General features: G+C 74.5%; 16 protein-coding genes. 10 read left to right on the top strand and 6 right to left on the bottom strand.

Translation table 11 applies throughout. From position 1 onward, the window contains the following. Together ACYVQV_RS16875 and ACYVQV_RS16870 are read left to right on the top strand one after the other, a co-directional pair. A partial coding sequence (locus tag ACYVQV_RS16875) for a ricin-type beta-trefoil lectin domain protein (protein ID WP_461024479.1) occupies nucleotides 1-202 on the top strand: 202 nt, incomplete at its 5' end. A 155-nt stretch (nucleotides 203-357) separates the two neighbouring features. Then, nucleotides 358-1359 (top strand): sigma-70 family RNA polymerase sigma factor, encoded by a 1002-nt coding sequence (locus tag ACYVQV_RS16870; protein WP_461024483.1) that lies wholly within the window; start codon nucleotides 358-360, stop codon nucleotides 1357-1359. A gap of 46 nt (nucleotides 1360-1405) precedes the next feature. Here the strand turns inward: ACYVQV_RS16870 and ACYVQV_RS16865 are convergent, their stop codons facing one another. Next, nucleotides 1406-2332 carry an NADP-dependent oxidoreductase gene (locus tag ACYVQV_RS16865; RefSeq protein WP_461024482.1) on the bottom strand — a complete coding sequence of 309 codons (927 nt, stop codon included), beginning with the start codon at nucleotides 2330-2332 and terminating at the stop codon, nucleotides 1406-1408. Nucleotides 2333-2505: 173 nt separating this feature from the next. Between ACYVQV_RS16865 and ACYVQV_RS16860 the strand changes: the two genes are divergently transcribed. Together ACYVQV_RS16860 and ACYVQV_RS16855 are read left to right on the top strand one after the other, a co-directional pair. Next, the gene (locus tag ACYVQV_RS16860) at nucleotides 2506-2913 is read left to right on the top strand and encodes an ArsR/SmtB family transcription factor (RefSeq protein ID WP_461024478.1); all 408 of its coding nucleotides are present in this window, start codon (nucleotides 2506-2508) and stop codon (nucleotides 2911-2913) included. After that, nucleotides 2910-3560: a cation transporter gene (locus ACYVQV_RS16855; RefSeq protein WP_461024477.1), complete on the top strand. Its 651-nt coding sequence runs from the start codon at nucleotides 2910-2912 to the stop codon at nucleotides 3558-3560. Before ACYVQV_RS16860 ends, ACYVQV_RS16855 begins: the two co-directional genes overlap by 4 nt. 122 nt (nucleotides 3561-3682) lie before the next feature. Here ACYVQV_RS16855 and ACYVQV_RS16850 read toward each other — a convergent pair whose 3' ends face one another. After that, nucleotides 3683-3913 (bottom strand): hypothetical protein, encoded by a 231-nt coding sequence (locus tag ACYVQV_RS16850; protein WP_461024476.1) that lies wholly within the window; start codon nucleotides 3911-3913, stop codon nucleotides 3683-3685. Nucleotides 3914-3993: 80 nt separating this feature from the next. Between ACYVQV_RS16850 and ACYVQV_RS16845 the strand changes: the two genes are divergently transcribed. Both ACYVQV_RS16845 and ACYVQV_RS16840 read left to right on the top strand, forming a co-directional pair. Next, nucleotides 3994-4551, top strand: coding sequence for a mycothiol transferase (locus ACYVQV_RS16845; protein ID WP_461024475.1), 558 nt, complete (start codon nucleotides 3994-3996; stop codon nucleotides 4549-4551). Between the two features lie 67 nt (nucleotides 4552-4618). Then, nucleotides 4619-5374, top strand: coding sequence for a hypothetical protein (locus tag ACYVQV_RS16840; RefSeq protein WP_461024474.1), 756 nt, complete (start codon nucleotides 4619-4621; stop codon nucleotides 5372-5374). Nucleotides 5375-5520: 146 nt separating this feature from the next. On the opposite strand, the gene ACYVQV_RS16835 is transcribed toward ACYVQV_RS16840, so the two are convergent. Both ACYVQV_RS16835 and ACYVQV_RS16830 read right to left on the bottom strand, forming a co-directional pair. Then, the gene (locus ACYVQV_RS16835) at nucleotides 5521-6132 is read right to left on the bottom strand and encodes an FMN reductase (RefSeq protein WP_461024473.1); all 612 of its coding nucleotides are present in this window, start codon (nucleotides 6130-6132) and stop codon (nucleotides 5521-5523) included. After that, nucleotides 6129-7274, bottom strand: coding sequence for an LLM class flavin-dependent oxidoreductase (locus ACYVQV_RS16830; RefSeq protein ID WP_461024472.1), 1146 nt, complete (start codon nucleotides 7272-7274; stop codon nucleotides 6129-6131). Before ACYVQV_RS16830 ends, ACYVQV_RS16835 begins: the two co-directional genes overlap by 4 nt. 208 nt (nucleotides 7275-7482) lie before the next feature. Here ACYVQV_RS16830 and ACYVQV_RS16825 point away from each other — a divergent pair, with 208 nt between their 5' ends. The 3 genes from ACYVQV_RS16825 (at nucleotide 7483) to ACYVQV_RS16815 (ending at nucleotide 9584) form a co-directional block, all read left to right on the top strand. Then, nucleotides 7483-7851, top strand: a complete 369-nt coding sequence (locus ACYVQV_RS16825; protein WP_461024471.1) for a hypothetical protein — start codon at nucleotides 7483-7485, stop codon at nucleotides 7849-7851. Nucleotides 7852-8040: 189 nt separating this feature from the next. Continuing rightward, entirely contained in the window at nucleotides 8041-8895 is an 855-nt protein-coding gene (locus tag ACYVQV_RS16820) for a DUF817 domain-containing protein (protein WP_461024481.1), read from the top strand. Between the two features lie 86 nt (nucleotides 8896-8981). After that, entirely contained in the window at nucleotides 8982-9584 is a 603-nt protein-coding gene (locus ACYVQV_RS16815) for a hypothetical protein (RefSeq protein WP_461024470.1), read from the top strand. Between the two features lie 81 nt (nucleotides 9585-9665). Here the strand turns inward: ACYVQV_RS16815 and ACYVQV_RS16810 are convergent, their stop codons facing one another. After that, nucleotides 9666-10166, bottom strand: a complete 501-nt coding sequence (locus tag ACYVQV_RS16810; protein ID WP_461024469.1) for a DUF427 domain-containing protein — start codon at nucleotides 10164-10166, stop codon at nucleotides 9666-9668. Nucleotides 10167-10231: 65 nt separating this feature from the next. Continuing rightward, nucleotides 10232-10864, bottom strand: coding sequence for a hypothetical protein (locus ACYVQV_RS16805; protein WP_461024468.1), 633 nt, complete (start codon nucleotides 10862-10864; stop codon nucleotides 10232-10234). A 193-nt stretch (nucleotides 10865-11057) separates the two neighbouring features. On the opposite strand from ACYVQV_RS16805, the gene ACYVQV_RS16800 reads away from it, so the two are divergent. Next, nucleotides 11058-13916: an EAL domain-containing protein gene (locus tag ACYVQV_RS16800; protein WP_461024467.1), complete on the top strand. Its 2859-nt coding sequence runs from the start codon at nucleotides 11058-11060 to the stop codon at nucleotides 13914-13916. The last annotated feature ends 76 nt before the right edge of the window (nucleotides 13917-13992 follow it).

The raw sequence follows: 13992 nt of genomic DNA, 5'->3' as shown, positions 1-13992 counted from the left end.
GAACGGGTCGAGCGTGCAGATCTGGGACTGCAACCCGGGGCAGTCGAACCAGACGTGGGTGCGGGTGGGGGACTCCTACCGCAACCCGGCGTCGGGGCGGTGCCTGGACAACCCAGGTGGGCGGGACGTGACCGGGCAGCGGATCCAGATCTGGGACTGCCACGGCCAGTCCCCGCAGCGCTGGTCCCTACCCGGGGCCTGAGCTCGGCGTCCTGACCCCGACCGACCGGCCGGCGCGGCGCCCCACCACCCGGGCGCCGCGCCGGGCGGACGCCGCCTCGCGACGAGTCTCGACAACCCCCTTGCGCCACGCCCGGGCACGGGGTCAGGGTGATCGTCGTGGCTGCCCCAACGGATGTGGCGACGCCGGCCGGGGGCCGGGTCGCGGACGCGCCGCTCGAGGCCTACGAGCGCCTCGAGCCGTTCCGGTCGGAGCTGACCGGCTACTGCTACCGCATGCTCGGCTCGGTGTTCGACGCCGAGGACGCCGTGCAGGACACGATGGTCCGGGCCTGGAAGGGCCTCGACCGGTTCGAGGGGCGGGCGCAGCTGCGGTCGTGGCTGTACCGGATCGCCACGAACGTGTGCCTCGACGTGCTCAACGGCCGCAAGCGTCGCGCCATGCCGATGGACATGTCGCCCGAGGCGTCGCCACCGGTCATGGCCTCCCTCGGTGAGCCCAAGCCCCCCGGCACGTGGGTCGAGCCCGCCCCGGACGGGGCGGTGCTGCCCGAGGTCAGCGACCCCGCGGACGTCGCGGTGGCCCGCGAGTCGGTGCGGCTCGCCTTCGTCACGGCCCTGCAGAACCTGCCGCCGCGCCAGCGCGCCGTCCTGATCCTGCGGGACGTGCTGCGCTGGAAGGCCGACGAGGTCGCCACGCTGCTCGACGCGTCCACCGCGTCGGTCAACAGCGCACTCCAGCGGGCCCGCGCCACCCTCGCCACGCGCGACCTCGGTGAGGCGACGGCGACGACCCTGTCGGACGAGGCGCGCGACCTCGCCGACCGGTACGTCACCGCGTTCGAGGCGTACGACATCGACGCGCTGGTCTCGCTGCTGCACGAGGACGCCACCCAGTGCATGCCGCCGTTCGCCCTGTGGCTCCAGGGGCCGCAGGACATCGCCGCCTGGCACCTCGGCCCCGGCGCGGAGTGCCGCGGGTCGCGGATGGTGCCGACGTCCGCGAACGGGATGCCCGCCTTCGGGCAGTACCGGCCCAGCGGTCCCGGCGGCCGGCACGAGCCGTGGGCGCTGCAGGTGCTCGACGTGCGCGGCGGACGGATCCACCGGCTGCACGCCTTCCTCGACACGCGCCTGTTCGGGGTGTTCGGCCTGCCGGAGCACCCGGACGACGTCTGACGGCCGACGCCTCACGCCGAGCGACGGGACGTCGTCCGCCGTCGGGTCAGCCCTCGGAGACGCGCACGGCGAGCTTGCCGGCGACGTGGCCCTCCTGGCTCAGCCGGAAGGCGTCGGCCAGCTCCTCGAGCGCGAACGTGCGCTCCACGGGCACCCGAAGGTGCTCGGCGTGCACCATCTGCGACAGCCGGGTGAGGTCCTCGGCGCTGGGCCGCACCCACATCCACTGCCCACCGGCCTCGAGCACGCCCGGGTCGGCGATCGAGGCGTGCCGGCCGCCCTTCGCGAGCACCGACGTGGTGACGTCCACGACCCCGCCCACGAAGTCCGCGACGACGCTCACGCCGCCGGGCGCCAGCTCGCGCACCCGCCCGGCCAGGTCGTCGCCGTACTCGACGGGTTCCGCCCCGAGCGCGCGCAGGCGGTCGTGGTGGCGCGGGGACGCCGTCCCGATCACCCGCGCACCCAGCTGGCGGGCGATCTGCACGCCGAGGGACCCCACACCGCCGGACGCGCCGTGCACGAGCACCGTGTCCCCGCGGTCGGTGTCGAGCCGGGTGAGCAGCTGGTAGGCGGTCAGTCCGGCGAGCGGCAGCCCCGCCGCCTCGTCCCAGGTCGCGGTGTAGGGCTTGGGGGCGAGCGCGCGGACCGGCACCGTGACGAACTCGGCGAACGTGCCGCCGTGGACGTAGTCCTTGCGCGCGTAGGCGATCACCTCGTCACCGGGTGACCACTCGGGGGTGTCGATCCCGACCTGCTCGACGACGCCTGCCACGTCCCAGCCGGGGACGACGGGGAACCGCACGTCCATCAGGGCGTCCAGCCCACCGGCCATGAGCTTCCAGTCGACCGGGTTGACCGAAGCCGACCGGACCCGGACCAGCACCTCGCCCGGTCCGACCTTGGGTACGGGCTGCTCGGTGAGCTCGAGGACCTCGGGACCGCCGTAGCGGTCGTACGTCATGGCGCGCATCGTCGTCGGGGTCTCGGGTGACTGGGATGAGGCGGCCACGGTGCCCTCCGTCCGGTCGTCGACGTGACGGCGTCAGCGCCGTCCCCTGCGGTCCGAGCCTCGCGCGGGAGGCGGTCGCCCGCCATCCGAGGACAGCGGTTGAACCCAGCGCCTGAACGTGCTTTCATCGCCATATGACGATGAATTTGGAGCCAGGGCCTGCGGCGCAGGGCGACCTGACCGCCGCGGCGTGCCTGCTCAACGGCTTCAGCGACCGCTCGCGGTTGGTGATCGTGCAGCACCTGCTGCTGGGGGAGCACCGCGTCGTCGACCTCACCCGGCACCTCGGGCTGGCGCAGTCGACGGTCAGCAAGCACCTGTCCTGCCTGCTCGACTGCGGCCTGGTCACGGTCCGGGCGCAGGGGCGCTCGTCGTTCTACGCGCTCGCCCACCCCGAGGCGACGCTCGAGCTGCTCGCCGCCACGGAGCGGCTGCTCGTCCTCACCGGGGACGCCGTCACGTTGTGCCCGACGTACGGCGCCGGCGCGTCCGTCGCCGCCGGGCCGGCGATCCGGCCCTCGTCGGACGAGGTCGCGTCGTGACGGCGGCGCACGTGCACACCGCGGACCTGCCCGCGGCGGAGAAGGCCCGGCTGGGACGCCGCGCCCGCCTGCTCGCCGCGGCGTCCGTCGCGTACAACGGTCTGGAGGCGGTCATCGCCATCGCCGCAGGTGCGGTGGCGGGTTCGGTCGCGCTCGTCGGCTTCGGCCTGGACTCGGTGGTGGAGGTCTCCAGCGGCCTCATCGTCCTGTGGCAGTTCCGCCACCACCTGCCTGAGACCCGGGAGCGCCAGGCCCAGCGTCTGATGGCGTTCGCGTTCGGCGCCCTCGCCGCCTACGTGACGGTCGAGTCGGTGCGCGCGCTCCTCACCGGTGCCGAACCCGACGCCTCACCGGTCGGCATCGGCCTCGCCGTCGCCTCGTTGATGATCATGCCGTTCCTGTCGTGGGCGCAGCGGCGGACCGGCCGGCAGCTCGGGTCCCGCGCGGTGGTCGCCGACGGCACCCAGACCCTGCTGTGCACGTACATGTCCGCGGTGCTGCTCGCCGGGCTCGTCCTCAACGCCACGCTCGGCTGGGGCTGGGCGGACGCCCTCGTCGGGCTCGTCATCGCGGCGGTCGCCGCCCGCGAGGCGGTCGAGGCGTGGCGCGGGGACACCTGCGGCTGCGCGTCCGCCCCGGTGCGCTGACGCGTTGACCCGGTGGCGCGCTGGCGCCTCGTGACCCGCGCACCCTCCGCGACCTACTGATCGTCAGACCGATCTGGGGGTGATCACCCCCATCCCGGTCTGACGATCAGTGGGTGCGGGGGTCAGTCGGTGGGGTCGGCACCGCGGTGGCGGCGGGCCAGGAGGTAGCCCGCGCCGAGGATCATCAGCAGACCCAGGCCCCGCAGCGACAGGGCGACCGCGACCTGCCAGCCCTCGCTGTCGGTGACCAGGTCGGGGGCGGGTGCGACCGCCGACAGCAGCAGGACCCCCGCGACGACCAGCAGGGCGATCCCCAGGAGCTCCAGCACCGACCAGCGTCCCCCGACCCGCATGGGGCGGAACCTACCGAGCCCGCCGAGGTCGACGCGCGAACCGGACGCCGATCGTCCGGAACCCGTCCTAGCGTGCCGTCATGGACGACACGACCACCTCCCTGGACACGACCGTCACCGAGCCCCCGCTGGACGCCGGCGAGGTCGACACGATCCTGTTCTCCCTCGACCGGTCGCGCGCCCAGTTCGCCTGGAAGGTCCGGGGTCTGGACGCCGACGCGCTGCGCCGGGCCTTCCCGCCGTCCACCATGACCCTCGGCGGGCTGGTCAAGCACCTGGCCCAGGTCGAGGACGAGTTCGCCGACCTGCGGCTGCGAGGGCGACGCCCGCCGGAGCGGTGGCGGGCCGTGCTCGACGACCCGGACTGGGCGTTCACCAGCGCGGCCGACGACGACCCCGCGGAGCTGTACGCCGGATGGCAGCAGGCCGCCGAGCGCTGCCGGGCCGTGTGGCGGGAGCTGCTGGCCGACGGCGGCGGTGACCGGCTGTCCGACTGGGAGCCCGAGCCCGGGATGCGCCCCAGCCTGCGCCGCCTGGCCGCGGACCTGAAGGAGGAGTACGCCCGGCACACCGGCCACGCGGACCTCTTCCGCGAGGCCGTCGACGGCCTGGTCGGCGAGGACCCGCCGCAGGACTGAGCCGAGCCGCTCCCTCTGCTACAACTGCCGGGCCGCGGGCGACCGGCCCGCCGACCCGGGGGGCCACGTGCGTCACCGTCCTGCTGTCCTGCGAGCCGCCGTCGTGCTGCTGGCGTCCACCGTGCTCACCGCCTGCGGGGGTGACGGGTCGACGTCCGCGGACGCCACCGAGCCGCCGGCCACGCAGGCGCAGGACGACGCGCAGGACGGCGGCGAGGACGACGGCGAGGCCGCCGACGGGTGCGGCTGGCGGCTGGTGAACCCGGAGGACCCGGTACCCGGCGACCTGTTCGCCCGGTGCACCGTGCAGGCGACCGCGACCGCAGGGTTCGCGCAGTACCACGTCGACAACGAGGACGACTCGGCGAGCGGACCGCTGCGCATGGGCGAGCAGCTCGACATGCACCTGACGAGCGACACCGGCATCGAGATCGTCGCGCTCGGCGACCGCGGGTGGCTGAACCCCGGGACGGGCTGGGTGGCCGCCGAGGGCAGTGGCGACCAGGCCATGATGGCGCAGGTGGTCGTCAGCCTCTACCGGGCGCTGACCGCCCCGGCCTTCCAGCAGGACTTCCTGGCGTCGTCGCCGGAGTGGGTGCGAGCCGACCACCTCGGCGCGCCCGCGGGCGCGGAGGGCGCGGTGGCCTACCGGGGGACGCCGAGCCTCGGTGACGTCGCACTCGACCCGTACGTGGTCTGGGTGCGGGACGACCACCTGCCGGTCCGGGTCGAGGCCACCGGTTCGTGGGGTGGGTACTCCGGCTCGACGGTCCAGACCTTCAGTGACTGGGGCGAGCCGGTCACCATCGAGCCGCCCGCCTGACCACCCGCCCCACCCGCCCCCCGTAGGGGGCTGCTCCGGTACCGCACTGATCGTCAGACCGGACTGGGGGTGATAGCCACCCAAACGGTCTGACGATCAGTGCCTTCGGGGGGTGGTGTGCCGGGGCTGCCCGGGGGGGGGTGGGGTCAGCGGCCGGCGAGCAGCTGGTCGAACGTCGTCGTGAGCTCGAAGGCGTCCCGGGGACCCTCCTTCGGCAGCCGGGCGACGACCGCCTCGGCCAGCTCGCCAGCGGCCCGGTCGACGCGCTCGGCCAGCCCGGCGGACCCGGTGCCGCCGAAGTCCTCCGTGGCGGCGAACACACCGGTGGGGACGACGGCCGCCCGCAGGTAGGCGAGCAGCGGCCGCAGGGCGTGGTCGACGACGAGCGAGTGCCGCGCCGTCCCGCCGGTGGCGGCGGCCAGCACCGGCGTGCCGCGCAGCGCTTCGCGGTCCAGGACGTCGAAGAACGACTTGAACAACCCGCTGTACGACGCGCTGAACACGGGGGTGACGACGACGACCCCGTCGGCGCCGGCGACGTCGTCCAGCGCGGCCTGCAGCGACTCGGACGCGAACCCGGTGAGCATCGCGTCGGCGAGGGCGTGGGCGTGGTCGCGCAGCTCGACGAGCCGGACGTCGACGGTCTCGCCGCGCCCCTCGAGGTCCCGCGCGACGGCGGCGGACAGCCGGTCGGCGAGCAGCCGGGTGGACGAGGGCGTTCCGAGTCCGGCGTGGACGACGGTGATGGTGCGGTTCATCGGGAGAGCACCTCCGCGGTGCGGCCGGTGACGTCGTCCACCGCGGTCGCGGTGGACGGGGCGGCCTGCCCGCCGCGGGCGGCGACGAGCGAGGCGTGGGTGGGGGCGTCCGGCACGTGCGCGGGGCGCCCGGACTCGAGCTCGGCGCGCAGCACCGGGACGACCTCGGTGCCGAGGATCTCGATCTGCTCCAGCACGGTCTCCAGCGGCAGGCCGGCGTGGTCGATGAGGAACAGCTGGCGCTGGTAGTGGCCGACGTGGTCCTTCATCGACGCGTACCGGTCGATGACCTGCTGCGGGCTGCCGACGGTCAGCGGCGTCTGCGCGGTGAACTCCTCCAGCGACGGGCCGTGCCCGTAGACGGGTGCGACGTCGAAGTAGGGGCGGAACTCGCGCACGGCGTCCTGCGACCGCGGGCGGATGAACGCCTGCCCGCCGAGGCCGACGACCGCCTGGTCGGCGCTGCCGTGGCCGTAGTGCTCGAACCGCTGCCGGTACAGCTGCACCATCCGCCGGGTGTGGTGGACCGGCCAGAAGATGTTGTTGTGGAAGAAGCCGTCGCCGTAGTAGGCGGCCTGCTCCGCGATCTCCGGGCTGCGGATCGACCCGTGCCACACGAAGGGCGGGACGCCGTCCAGCGGGCGGGGCGTGGACGTGAACGACTGCAGCGGCGTGCGGTGCTTGCCCTGCCAGGAGACGACGTCCTCGCGCCACAGCCGGTGCAGCAGCGCGTAGTTCTCCACGGCGAGCTCGATGCCGTCGCGGATGTCCTTGCCGAACCACGGGTAGACCGGGCCGGTGTTGCCGCGGCCCATCATCAGGTCGACCCGGCCGTCGGCGAGGTGCTGCAGCATCGCGTAGTCCTCGGCGATCTTCACCGGGTCGTTCGTGGTGATGAGCGTCGTCGCGGTGGACAGCACGATCCGGTCGGTGCGGGCGGCGATCCAGCCGAGCATCGTCGTGGGGGAGGACGGCACGAACGGCGGGTTGTGGTGCTCGCCCGTGGCGAAGACGTCGAGCCCGACCTCCTCGGCCTTGAGCGCGATGGCGAGCATCGCCTTGATCCGCTCGTTCTCGGAGGGCACGCGACCGGTGGTCGGGTCCGGCGTGACGTCGCCGACGGTGAAGACCCCGAACTGCATGACGGCTCCCTCGGTGCTGTGACGCCCGGCGGCTCCGGGGCATCTGCTTTCGCTTTCAACAATCCTAGGGTGCGGGTATTCCGCCGCACCCGTGCTCGTGACGATCTGAGCGCGTTCGCCCCAGAGACCCGGAACGTGACGCTAGGGTCCGTGCCCAGTGCCTGACCGGACCGGTCACGCACACGTCGTCAACCAGGGGGACACACCGATGAGGACGCTCCGCGCCACCGCAACCGTCGCCGTCGTCGCCGCGACGGTGCTCGCCACCGCCCCGACAGCGGCGGCGAAGAGCTTCACCGACCGGGTGCGGGGGGCGGTGATCTCCTACGACGACGGCGAGGACCGGTTCTGCGCCAAGCTCGTCTCGGACGCCGGCTACGACACGTTGAGCGTCCGGCTCTACCCCGTGGTCGCCGGCCGGGGGCCGGAGCACTACATCTCGCTGGTCCGCGGGGAGCGCAAGTGCCGGTCCCTCGCGACGGCGTACGAGGACTCCGCGTACCGGTACTCCGGGGTGCTCGGGAACATCCCCGTCGACCGCGGCGGCTACCGGCTCGGCGGCGAGTTCTACAGCTGAGGGCCCCGGCGCCACCCGCCCGGCCGCGTCGTCGCGCGCGGCCCGTGGAGGGTGTGGAGAGCGCGTGCACGCCTCGTGCGAGGTGGTCGTGGGGCCCCGTCTCGGGGGTGATTGACCCCTAGCGTCTGCCGGGTGCACCAGGTCAGGAGCGGCGCCAGCCCCCGCGACACCACCACCGGGCTGAGCCGGCTGCGCGCCGTCACCGGCCGCGTCGCCGGCCAGCTGTGGCGGTTCGGCGTCGTCGAGGCGACGAGCTGCCTGTTCGCCGCCCTGTTCTTCGTGGGCCTCGCGGCGTCCCGCGTCGTCCCGCTGCCGGTCCCGGCGTCCGACGCGCTGCTGGTGTGGTGCGTGGGCGTGACCCTCGTGCTGTGGTGGACCGGGTGGGAGAGCACCCGGGAGGTCGGCGTGATCGTCGCCTTCCACCTCGTCGGGCTCGCGCTCGAGCTGTACAAGGTGCGCGTCGGGTCGTGGTCGTACCCCACGGACGGCGTGCTGGCCGTCGGCGGCGTCCCCCTGTACAGCGGCTTCATGTACGCGGCGGTCGGCAGCTACGTGTGCCAGGCGTGGCGGCGCCTCGACCTGCGGTTCAGCGGCTACCGGCCCTGGCTGACCGCCGCCGTGGCCGCCGGCGTGTACGCCAACTTCTTCACCCACCACCACCTCCCGGACGCCCGGTACGCGCTCGCCGTCGCCCTGCTCGCCGTCACCTGGCGCGCCCGCGTCTGGTTCACCGTCGGGGACGCCCGCTACCGGATGCCGCTCGCCCTGTCGTTCGTGCTCATCGGCGGGTTCCTGTGGCTCGCCGAGAACGCCGCCACCTTCCTCGGTGCGTGGAGCTACCCGGACCAGGAGTCGGTGTGGCGCGCGGTCCACCCCGGCAAGGCGCTGGCGTGGAGCCTGCTCGTCGTCGTCAGCATCGTCATCGTCGCGGCGCTCAAGGCCGTCGAGGGGCGGCTGCACGTGCCGCGCGCCGTCCGGACGGGTGCGGCCGGGTCCTTGGGCCCTGGTGACGACGGGGCACCTGCCGTTGTCGTGGGACGGTGACGACCCACGCAGCCCGCACCACGCCGTCCCAGCCCGGCCGTCGGTCGCGGCTGGCCGCCCTCGCGCCGGTGGGGCAGGGTCGGTCCGTGAGCACCGAGGAGGCGGGGCTGCGTCCCCTGGAGGGCGCTCGCGGCGACGGGCCGTGGTTCCGCGGCCGTCCGCTCGCGGCGGTCGTCGTCGTCGCGGCGCTGTTCGCGGGTGTGCTCGGCCTGCGCTTCGCGATCGGGACGGCGGACGACGCGCTGGCGCTGCTCTACGCCCTGCCCATCGCCCTGGTCGCCGTCGCCTTCGGCTTCCGTGCCGGGGTCGCGGCCGGGGCGCTCGGGATCGCGCTCGTCGTGCTGTGGGTGCTCGTCGAGGGCGTGGAGCTCAGCGCCCTGGGCTGGGTGGCCCGCGCCGCGCCGCTGCTGCTGCTCGGCGGCCTGCTCGGTGACGCCACCGACCGGCTGCGCGCCTCGGAGACCCGCCGCCGCGCGCTGGAGGTCGCCGCCGAGCGGCACCGCGACGCCGTCGAGATCAACGACACGGTCGTGCAGGGGATGGCCGCCGCCAAGTGGGCGCTGGAGGCCGGTCAGCACGAGCGCGGCCTGCAGCTGCTGTCCGACACGATCACGCAGGCCCAGCAGCTCGTGTCCGAGCTGCTCCGCGAGGCCGACATGGGGCCGGGCGGCGGGCGCGGCCGCGCCTGACGCATCCCGCCGGCGCTCAGGCCGGCCGGTCTCCACGGCAGCACACCGCAGCGGCTCACCGCAGCGGCTCACCGCAGCGGCTCACCACAGCATCGAGGCCGGGGTGCTCCCCTTGAACGGGCCGACGACCCGGGACGTGATCCACCCGCCGTAGAAGCGGCCCGGCTGGGGCACGACGACCTCCCCGTCCACGGTGCACCGGTCCACGGCACCGGGCATCACCGCGACGTGGCCGCGCAGGGCCTCGAACCCCGCCGCCGGGTCGCGGTACGTCCAGACGGCCCGGCGGGCGACGACGTCCCCGGCGACCAGGTCGAGGTACGAGGCGCGGCCCTTGAACTCGCACCACGAGAAGCCGGAGGCCGGGCGCAGCGCGCCGTCGACCACGTCCTCCTCCGGCAGGTAGTAGGTCGGCGGGTGGCTCGTCTCCAGCACCCGCAGCGCCCGGGTCGTCCGGGCGACCACCTGGCCGCCGAGCACGACCTCCACCACCTCGTCGCTGGGCTCCACCCGCGGCGGGCGCGGGTAGTCCCACACCGACTCCTGGCCGGGACCGACGGGGTCGGGACGAGGGCGCCGCACGTCCCCGACGGTCGCATCACAGCGTCCGCGCCGCACCCCGGCTCCCTCGAGTGCCCCAGCCGGGCTCAGCCGTCCTCGGCGAACCAGCTGCCCTCGGGGAGCTGCGGAGGGGCCGGCTCGTAGCCGGCGTCGGACGGCGGCTCCCACGGCCACAGCTCGACCACCGACGCGGCGGCCTCGGCCAAGGGAGTGGCGTCCAGCTCCAGCACGGCCTCGTCGAGGCCGAGCGGCGGGCAGGCGACGACGACGCGCAGGAGGCCCGACGGCGGGACCGGTGACAGCCAGTACGTCGTGCGGGCGGTCCGCGCGTCCGAGTGGCCGCCGTCCTCGCGCAGCGTCAGGGCCCGCTCGCCGTCGACCACCGGACCGGGGCGCCACGCAGCGAGGCTCGACGCGCGTCGTCCGTCGGCCGTCTCGACCCCGACCAGCAGGCCGACGCGACCGGTCAGCGGGTCGCCCTGCAGGACCTCCCCGAGCAACGGCTGGGCGGTGTCCCGGCGGCCCCGCCGGTGCACGGTCACCGAGAACCGGACGCCGGTGCTGCTGACGTCGAACCCGGTCAGGACGACGGCGACCTCGGCCGTCCTCGACACGACGGCCGACACCGGCACGGTGGTCGGCACCTCGTTGTCCGGAGCGTCGAACCAGCGCACCTCCTCGACGTCGTCAGGGTCGCCGTCGGTGATGAACGCGCTCACCCGTGCACCGTCCCACGCGGGAGGGCTCCCGGCCAGGGGTCCGCCGTGCGGGTCCCCGACCGCTGGTCCACGGGACACGGGACGTCGCGATCTGCCACCCTGCGTCACACCGCGCGTGTGCTGGGGGTCACTCGTCCGGCCCATCCGGTCGAGCCCCCGGGTGGTCGATGCACGTACGAGGAGGTGGTGCGGCGTGGAAGCCCGCGAGACGTCCGGCGCGACCACGGCGCTGCTGCTGCGGTACGTGCGTGAGCACGGCGGCGACGACGCCGTGTCCGAGGTGCTGCGCCTGTCCGGCGTCCCGCACGCGCCCGCCGAGCTGGAGGACCTGTCGCGCTGGGTGTCGCACGACACCCGGCTGCGGCTGTTCGACGCCGCCGCGGAGGTGACGGGCGACCCGCAGGTCATGCGCCGCGTCGGTCAGGCTGCGCTCGAGCACGGTGTCAACCACTCGCTCGTCCTCGTCCTGCGCGCCCTGGGCTCCCCCCGGCACGTGTACCGGCAGCTCCCCCGGTTCGTCGCCAAGTACTCCACCACCAACGTCATGGAGACGCTGCACGTCGGGCCGACGTCCGCGACGGTGCGCTACCGGGCCCTGGACGAGCACCTGCCGTCGCGGCGCGACTGCGACTTCAGCCAGGGTCTGATCTCGGTGATCCCGCGCCTGTTCGGCCTGCCCGTCGCGCGGGTCCTGCACCCCACCTGCCAGGCGGACGGCCACACCTGGTGCACGTACGAGGTGCACTGGCAGCGCTCGTCCCGGCTGCCGTGGCGCCGTCCCCGCGGCGGCGGGGAGGACAAGCAGCTCGTCGCCCTGCGCGGCCAGCTCGAGGCCCTGCAGTCCGCCGCGTCGGACCTCGTCGACAGCGACAGCCTCGACGCCGTGCTCGAGCGGATCACCGAGCGCGCCGCGTCCGCCGTCGTCGCGCCCGCGTACCTGCTCGCCGTCCACTCCACGCGTGACGACGAGCCGCTCGTGCGCAGCGCCGGGCTCAGCCCCGAGCGGGAGGCCGAGCTGCTGCCCGCGCTGCTGCGCGGCGAGGACCTCGGCCCGCAGGCCGTGGTCGTCGACGTGGTCTCCGCCCGCCGCCACCACGGCTGGCTCGCGGCCCTCTACGAGGGTCAGGCCCGCGGCGGCGACGAGCACCCCCTGCTCGCCGCGTACGCCCGGCACGCCGCCGCCGCCCTCGACCTGCTGACCGCGCTGGAGGACTCCCGCCGGGACGAGCGGCGCGCCAGCGTCCTGCTCGGGCTGGCGCACCAGCTCGCCGGCACGGAGGACACCCGCGAGGTGGCCGAGCTCGTCTCCGCCGCGCTGCCGGCGATCACCGGCGCCCCCCGCAACACCGTCATGCTGTGGGACCCCAGCCGCGGCGAGCTGCGCGTGCTGGCCGCCACGGGCCAGCCGGACGCCGAGCACCAGGTGCTCATGCGCGCCACCATCCGGGCCAGCGAGACCCCCGAGCTCGTGCAGCTCCTCGGCCGCCGCGAGCCGATGGTGCTCTCCGAGCTGACCGCGAGCGAGCCGCTGCAGGCGATCTTCAGGGACGTCGGCGTCAGCGAGGTCGGCGTCGTCCCCCTCGTCTCCGGCGACCACCTGCTCGGCGTCGTCACCACCAGCTGGCCGGCCGGCCGGCCGGCCGCCGACGTCGAGGAGACCGTCGCCCGCCTGCAGGGCGTCGGGGACCTCGCGGCGACGGCCCTGCGCAACGCCCAGCTCCTCGGCACGGTCCGCCACCAGTCGGTGCACGACGCGCTGACCGGCCTGCCGAACCGCGTCCTGTTCACCGAGCGCCTGGACGCCGCCCTGCGCGTCTGCGACGAGGACGAGGGCGTCGCCGTCCTGTTCTGCGACCTCGACCGCTTCAAGCAGGTCAACGACGTGCTCGGGCACGCCGCCGGTGACGAGCTGCTGCGGCAGGTCTCCGCCCGCCTGCGCGGCGCCGTCCGGCCCAGCGACACCGTGGGCCGGCTCTCCGGCGACGAGTTCGCGGTCCTGCTCACCGGCGTCACCGACAGCGACCTGGCCGCCGACCTCGCCCGCCGGATCGTCGGCTGCTTCACCGAGCCGTTCCGCCTGGAGGGCAAGGAGAACCGGGTCACCGCGAGCGTGGGCGTCGCCGTCCACCACGGTCGCGACGGCCGCGGCGACCGGCTGCTGCGCGCCGCGGACGGCGCCATGTACGAGGCGAAGCAGCGCGGCCGCAACCAGATCGCCGTGGCCGGCGCCCAGAAGCAGCAGGGTGCGGCGCGACCGTCGCTGGAGGCGGAGCTGTCGCTCGCCGTCGAGCGCGGCGAGCTGCGGCTGTTCTTCCAGCCCGTCGTGCGGGTCCCGCTGGACCCGCAGACCGGGGTCCCGGCGCAGGCTCCCGTGGTCGTCGGCGCGGAGGCGCTGATCCGCTGGCAGCACCCCCGGCTCGGGCTGATCGGGCCCGCGGCGTTCCTGCCGCTGGCCGAGGAGTCCGGTCTCGTCGTCGACGTCGACCTGTGGACGATCGGGCAGGCGTGCCGGGCGCTCGCGACCTGGCAGCAGCCGCACGAGGCGCCGCTGCACGTCGCGGTGAACCTCGCCGCCGCCACGCTGCTCGACCCGCGGCTGCCGCAGACCATCCACACGGCGCTGACCGGCAGCGGCATCCAGCCCCAGCAGCTGCACCTGGAGGTCGTGGAGTCCCGGTCGCTGGCGAACCTGCCCGCGGTCATCGAGCACCTCGTCGAGCTGCGCCAGCTCGGGGTGCGGGTGTCCCTCGACGACTTCGGCACCGGGTACTCGACCCTCGCGTGGCTCAAGCAGCTGCCCGTCGACCAGATCAAGATCGACCGGTCCTTCGTCATGGACGTGCCGCAGGACGCGGCCGCGCTCGCGGTGGTCAAGGGCGTCCTGGCGCTGGCGTCCGAGCTGGGCCTGGAGGTCGTCGCCGAGGGGGTGGAGGAGTCCAGCCAGCTCGACGCGCTGCGCGACGCCGGCTGCCACCTCGTGCAGGGCTACCTGTTCGGCCGACCCGAACCCGACGTCCCGGCGATGGTGCAGCAGCACACCCCCCGCCCCTGACCCATTTGCTCACCCCGCCGGGGTTTGCTCACCAGGAGTGGCCGAAACGGCCGCGACACGCCCACCTCAGTGAGCA

The organism is Thalassiella azotivora (assembly GCF_054781695.1).
This window is presented reverse-complemented; position numbering and strand designations above follow the sequence as displayed.

Coding starts and splice junctions, on each gene's coding strand:
- ACYVQV_RS16865 (WP_461024482.1), bottom strand. CDS start 2,332: ATGCGCGCCATGACGTACGACCGCTACGGCGGTCCCGAGGTCCTCGAG.
- ACYVQV_RS16860 (WP_461024478.1), top strand. CDS start 2,506: ATGACGATGAATTTGGAGCCAGGGCCTGCGGCGCAGGGCGACCTGACC.
- ACYVQV_RS16850 (WP_461024476.1), bottom strand. CDS start 3,913: ATGCGGGTCGGGGGACGCTGGTCGGTGCTGGAGCTCCTGGGGATCGCC.
- ACYVQV_RS16845 (WP_461024475.1), top strand. CDS start 3,994: ATGGACGACACGACCACCTCCCTGGACACGACCGTCACCGAGCCCCCG.
- ACYVQV_RS16835 (WP_461024473.1), bottom strand. CDS start 6,132: ATGAACCGCACCATCACCGTCGTCCACGCCGGACTCGGAACGCCCTCG.
- ACYVQV_RS16830 (WP_461024472.1), bottom strand. CDS start 7,274: ATGCAGTTCGGGGTCTTCACCGTCGGCGACGTCACGCCGGACCCGACC.
- ACYVQV_RS16825 (WP_461024471.1), top strand. CDS start 7,483: ATGAGGACGCTCCGCGCCACCGCAACCGTCGCCGTCGTCGCCGCGACG.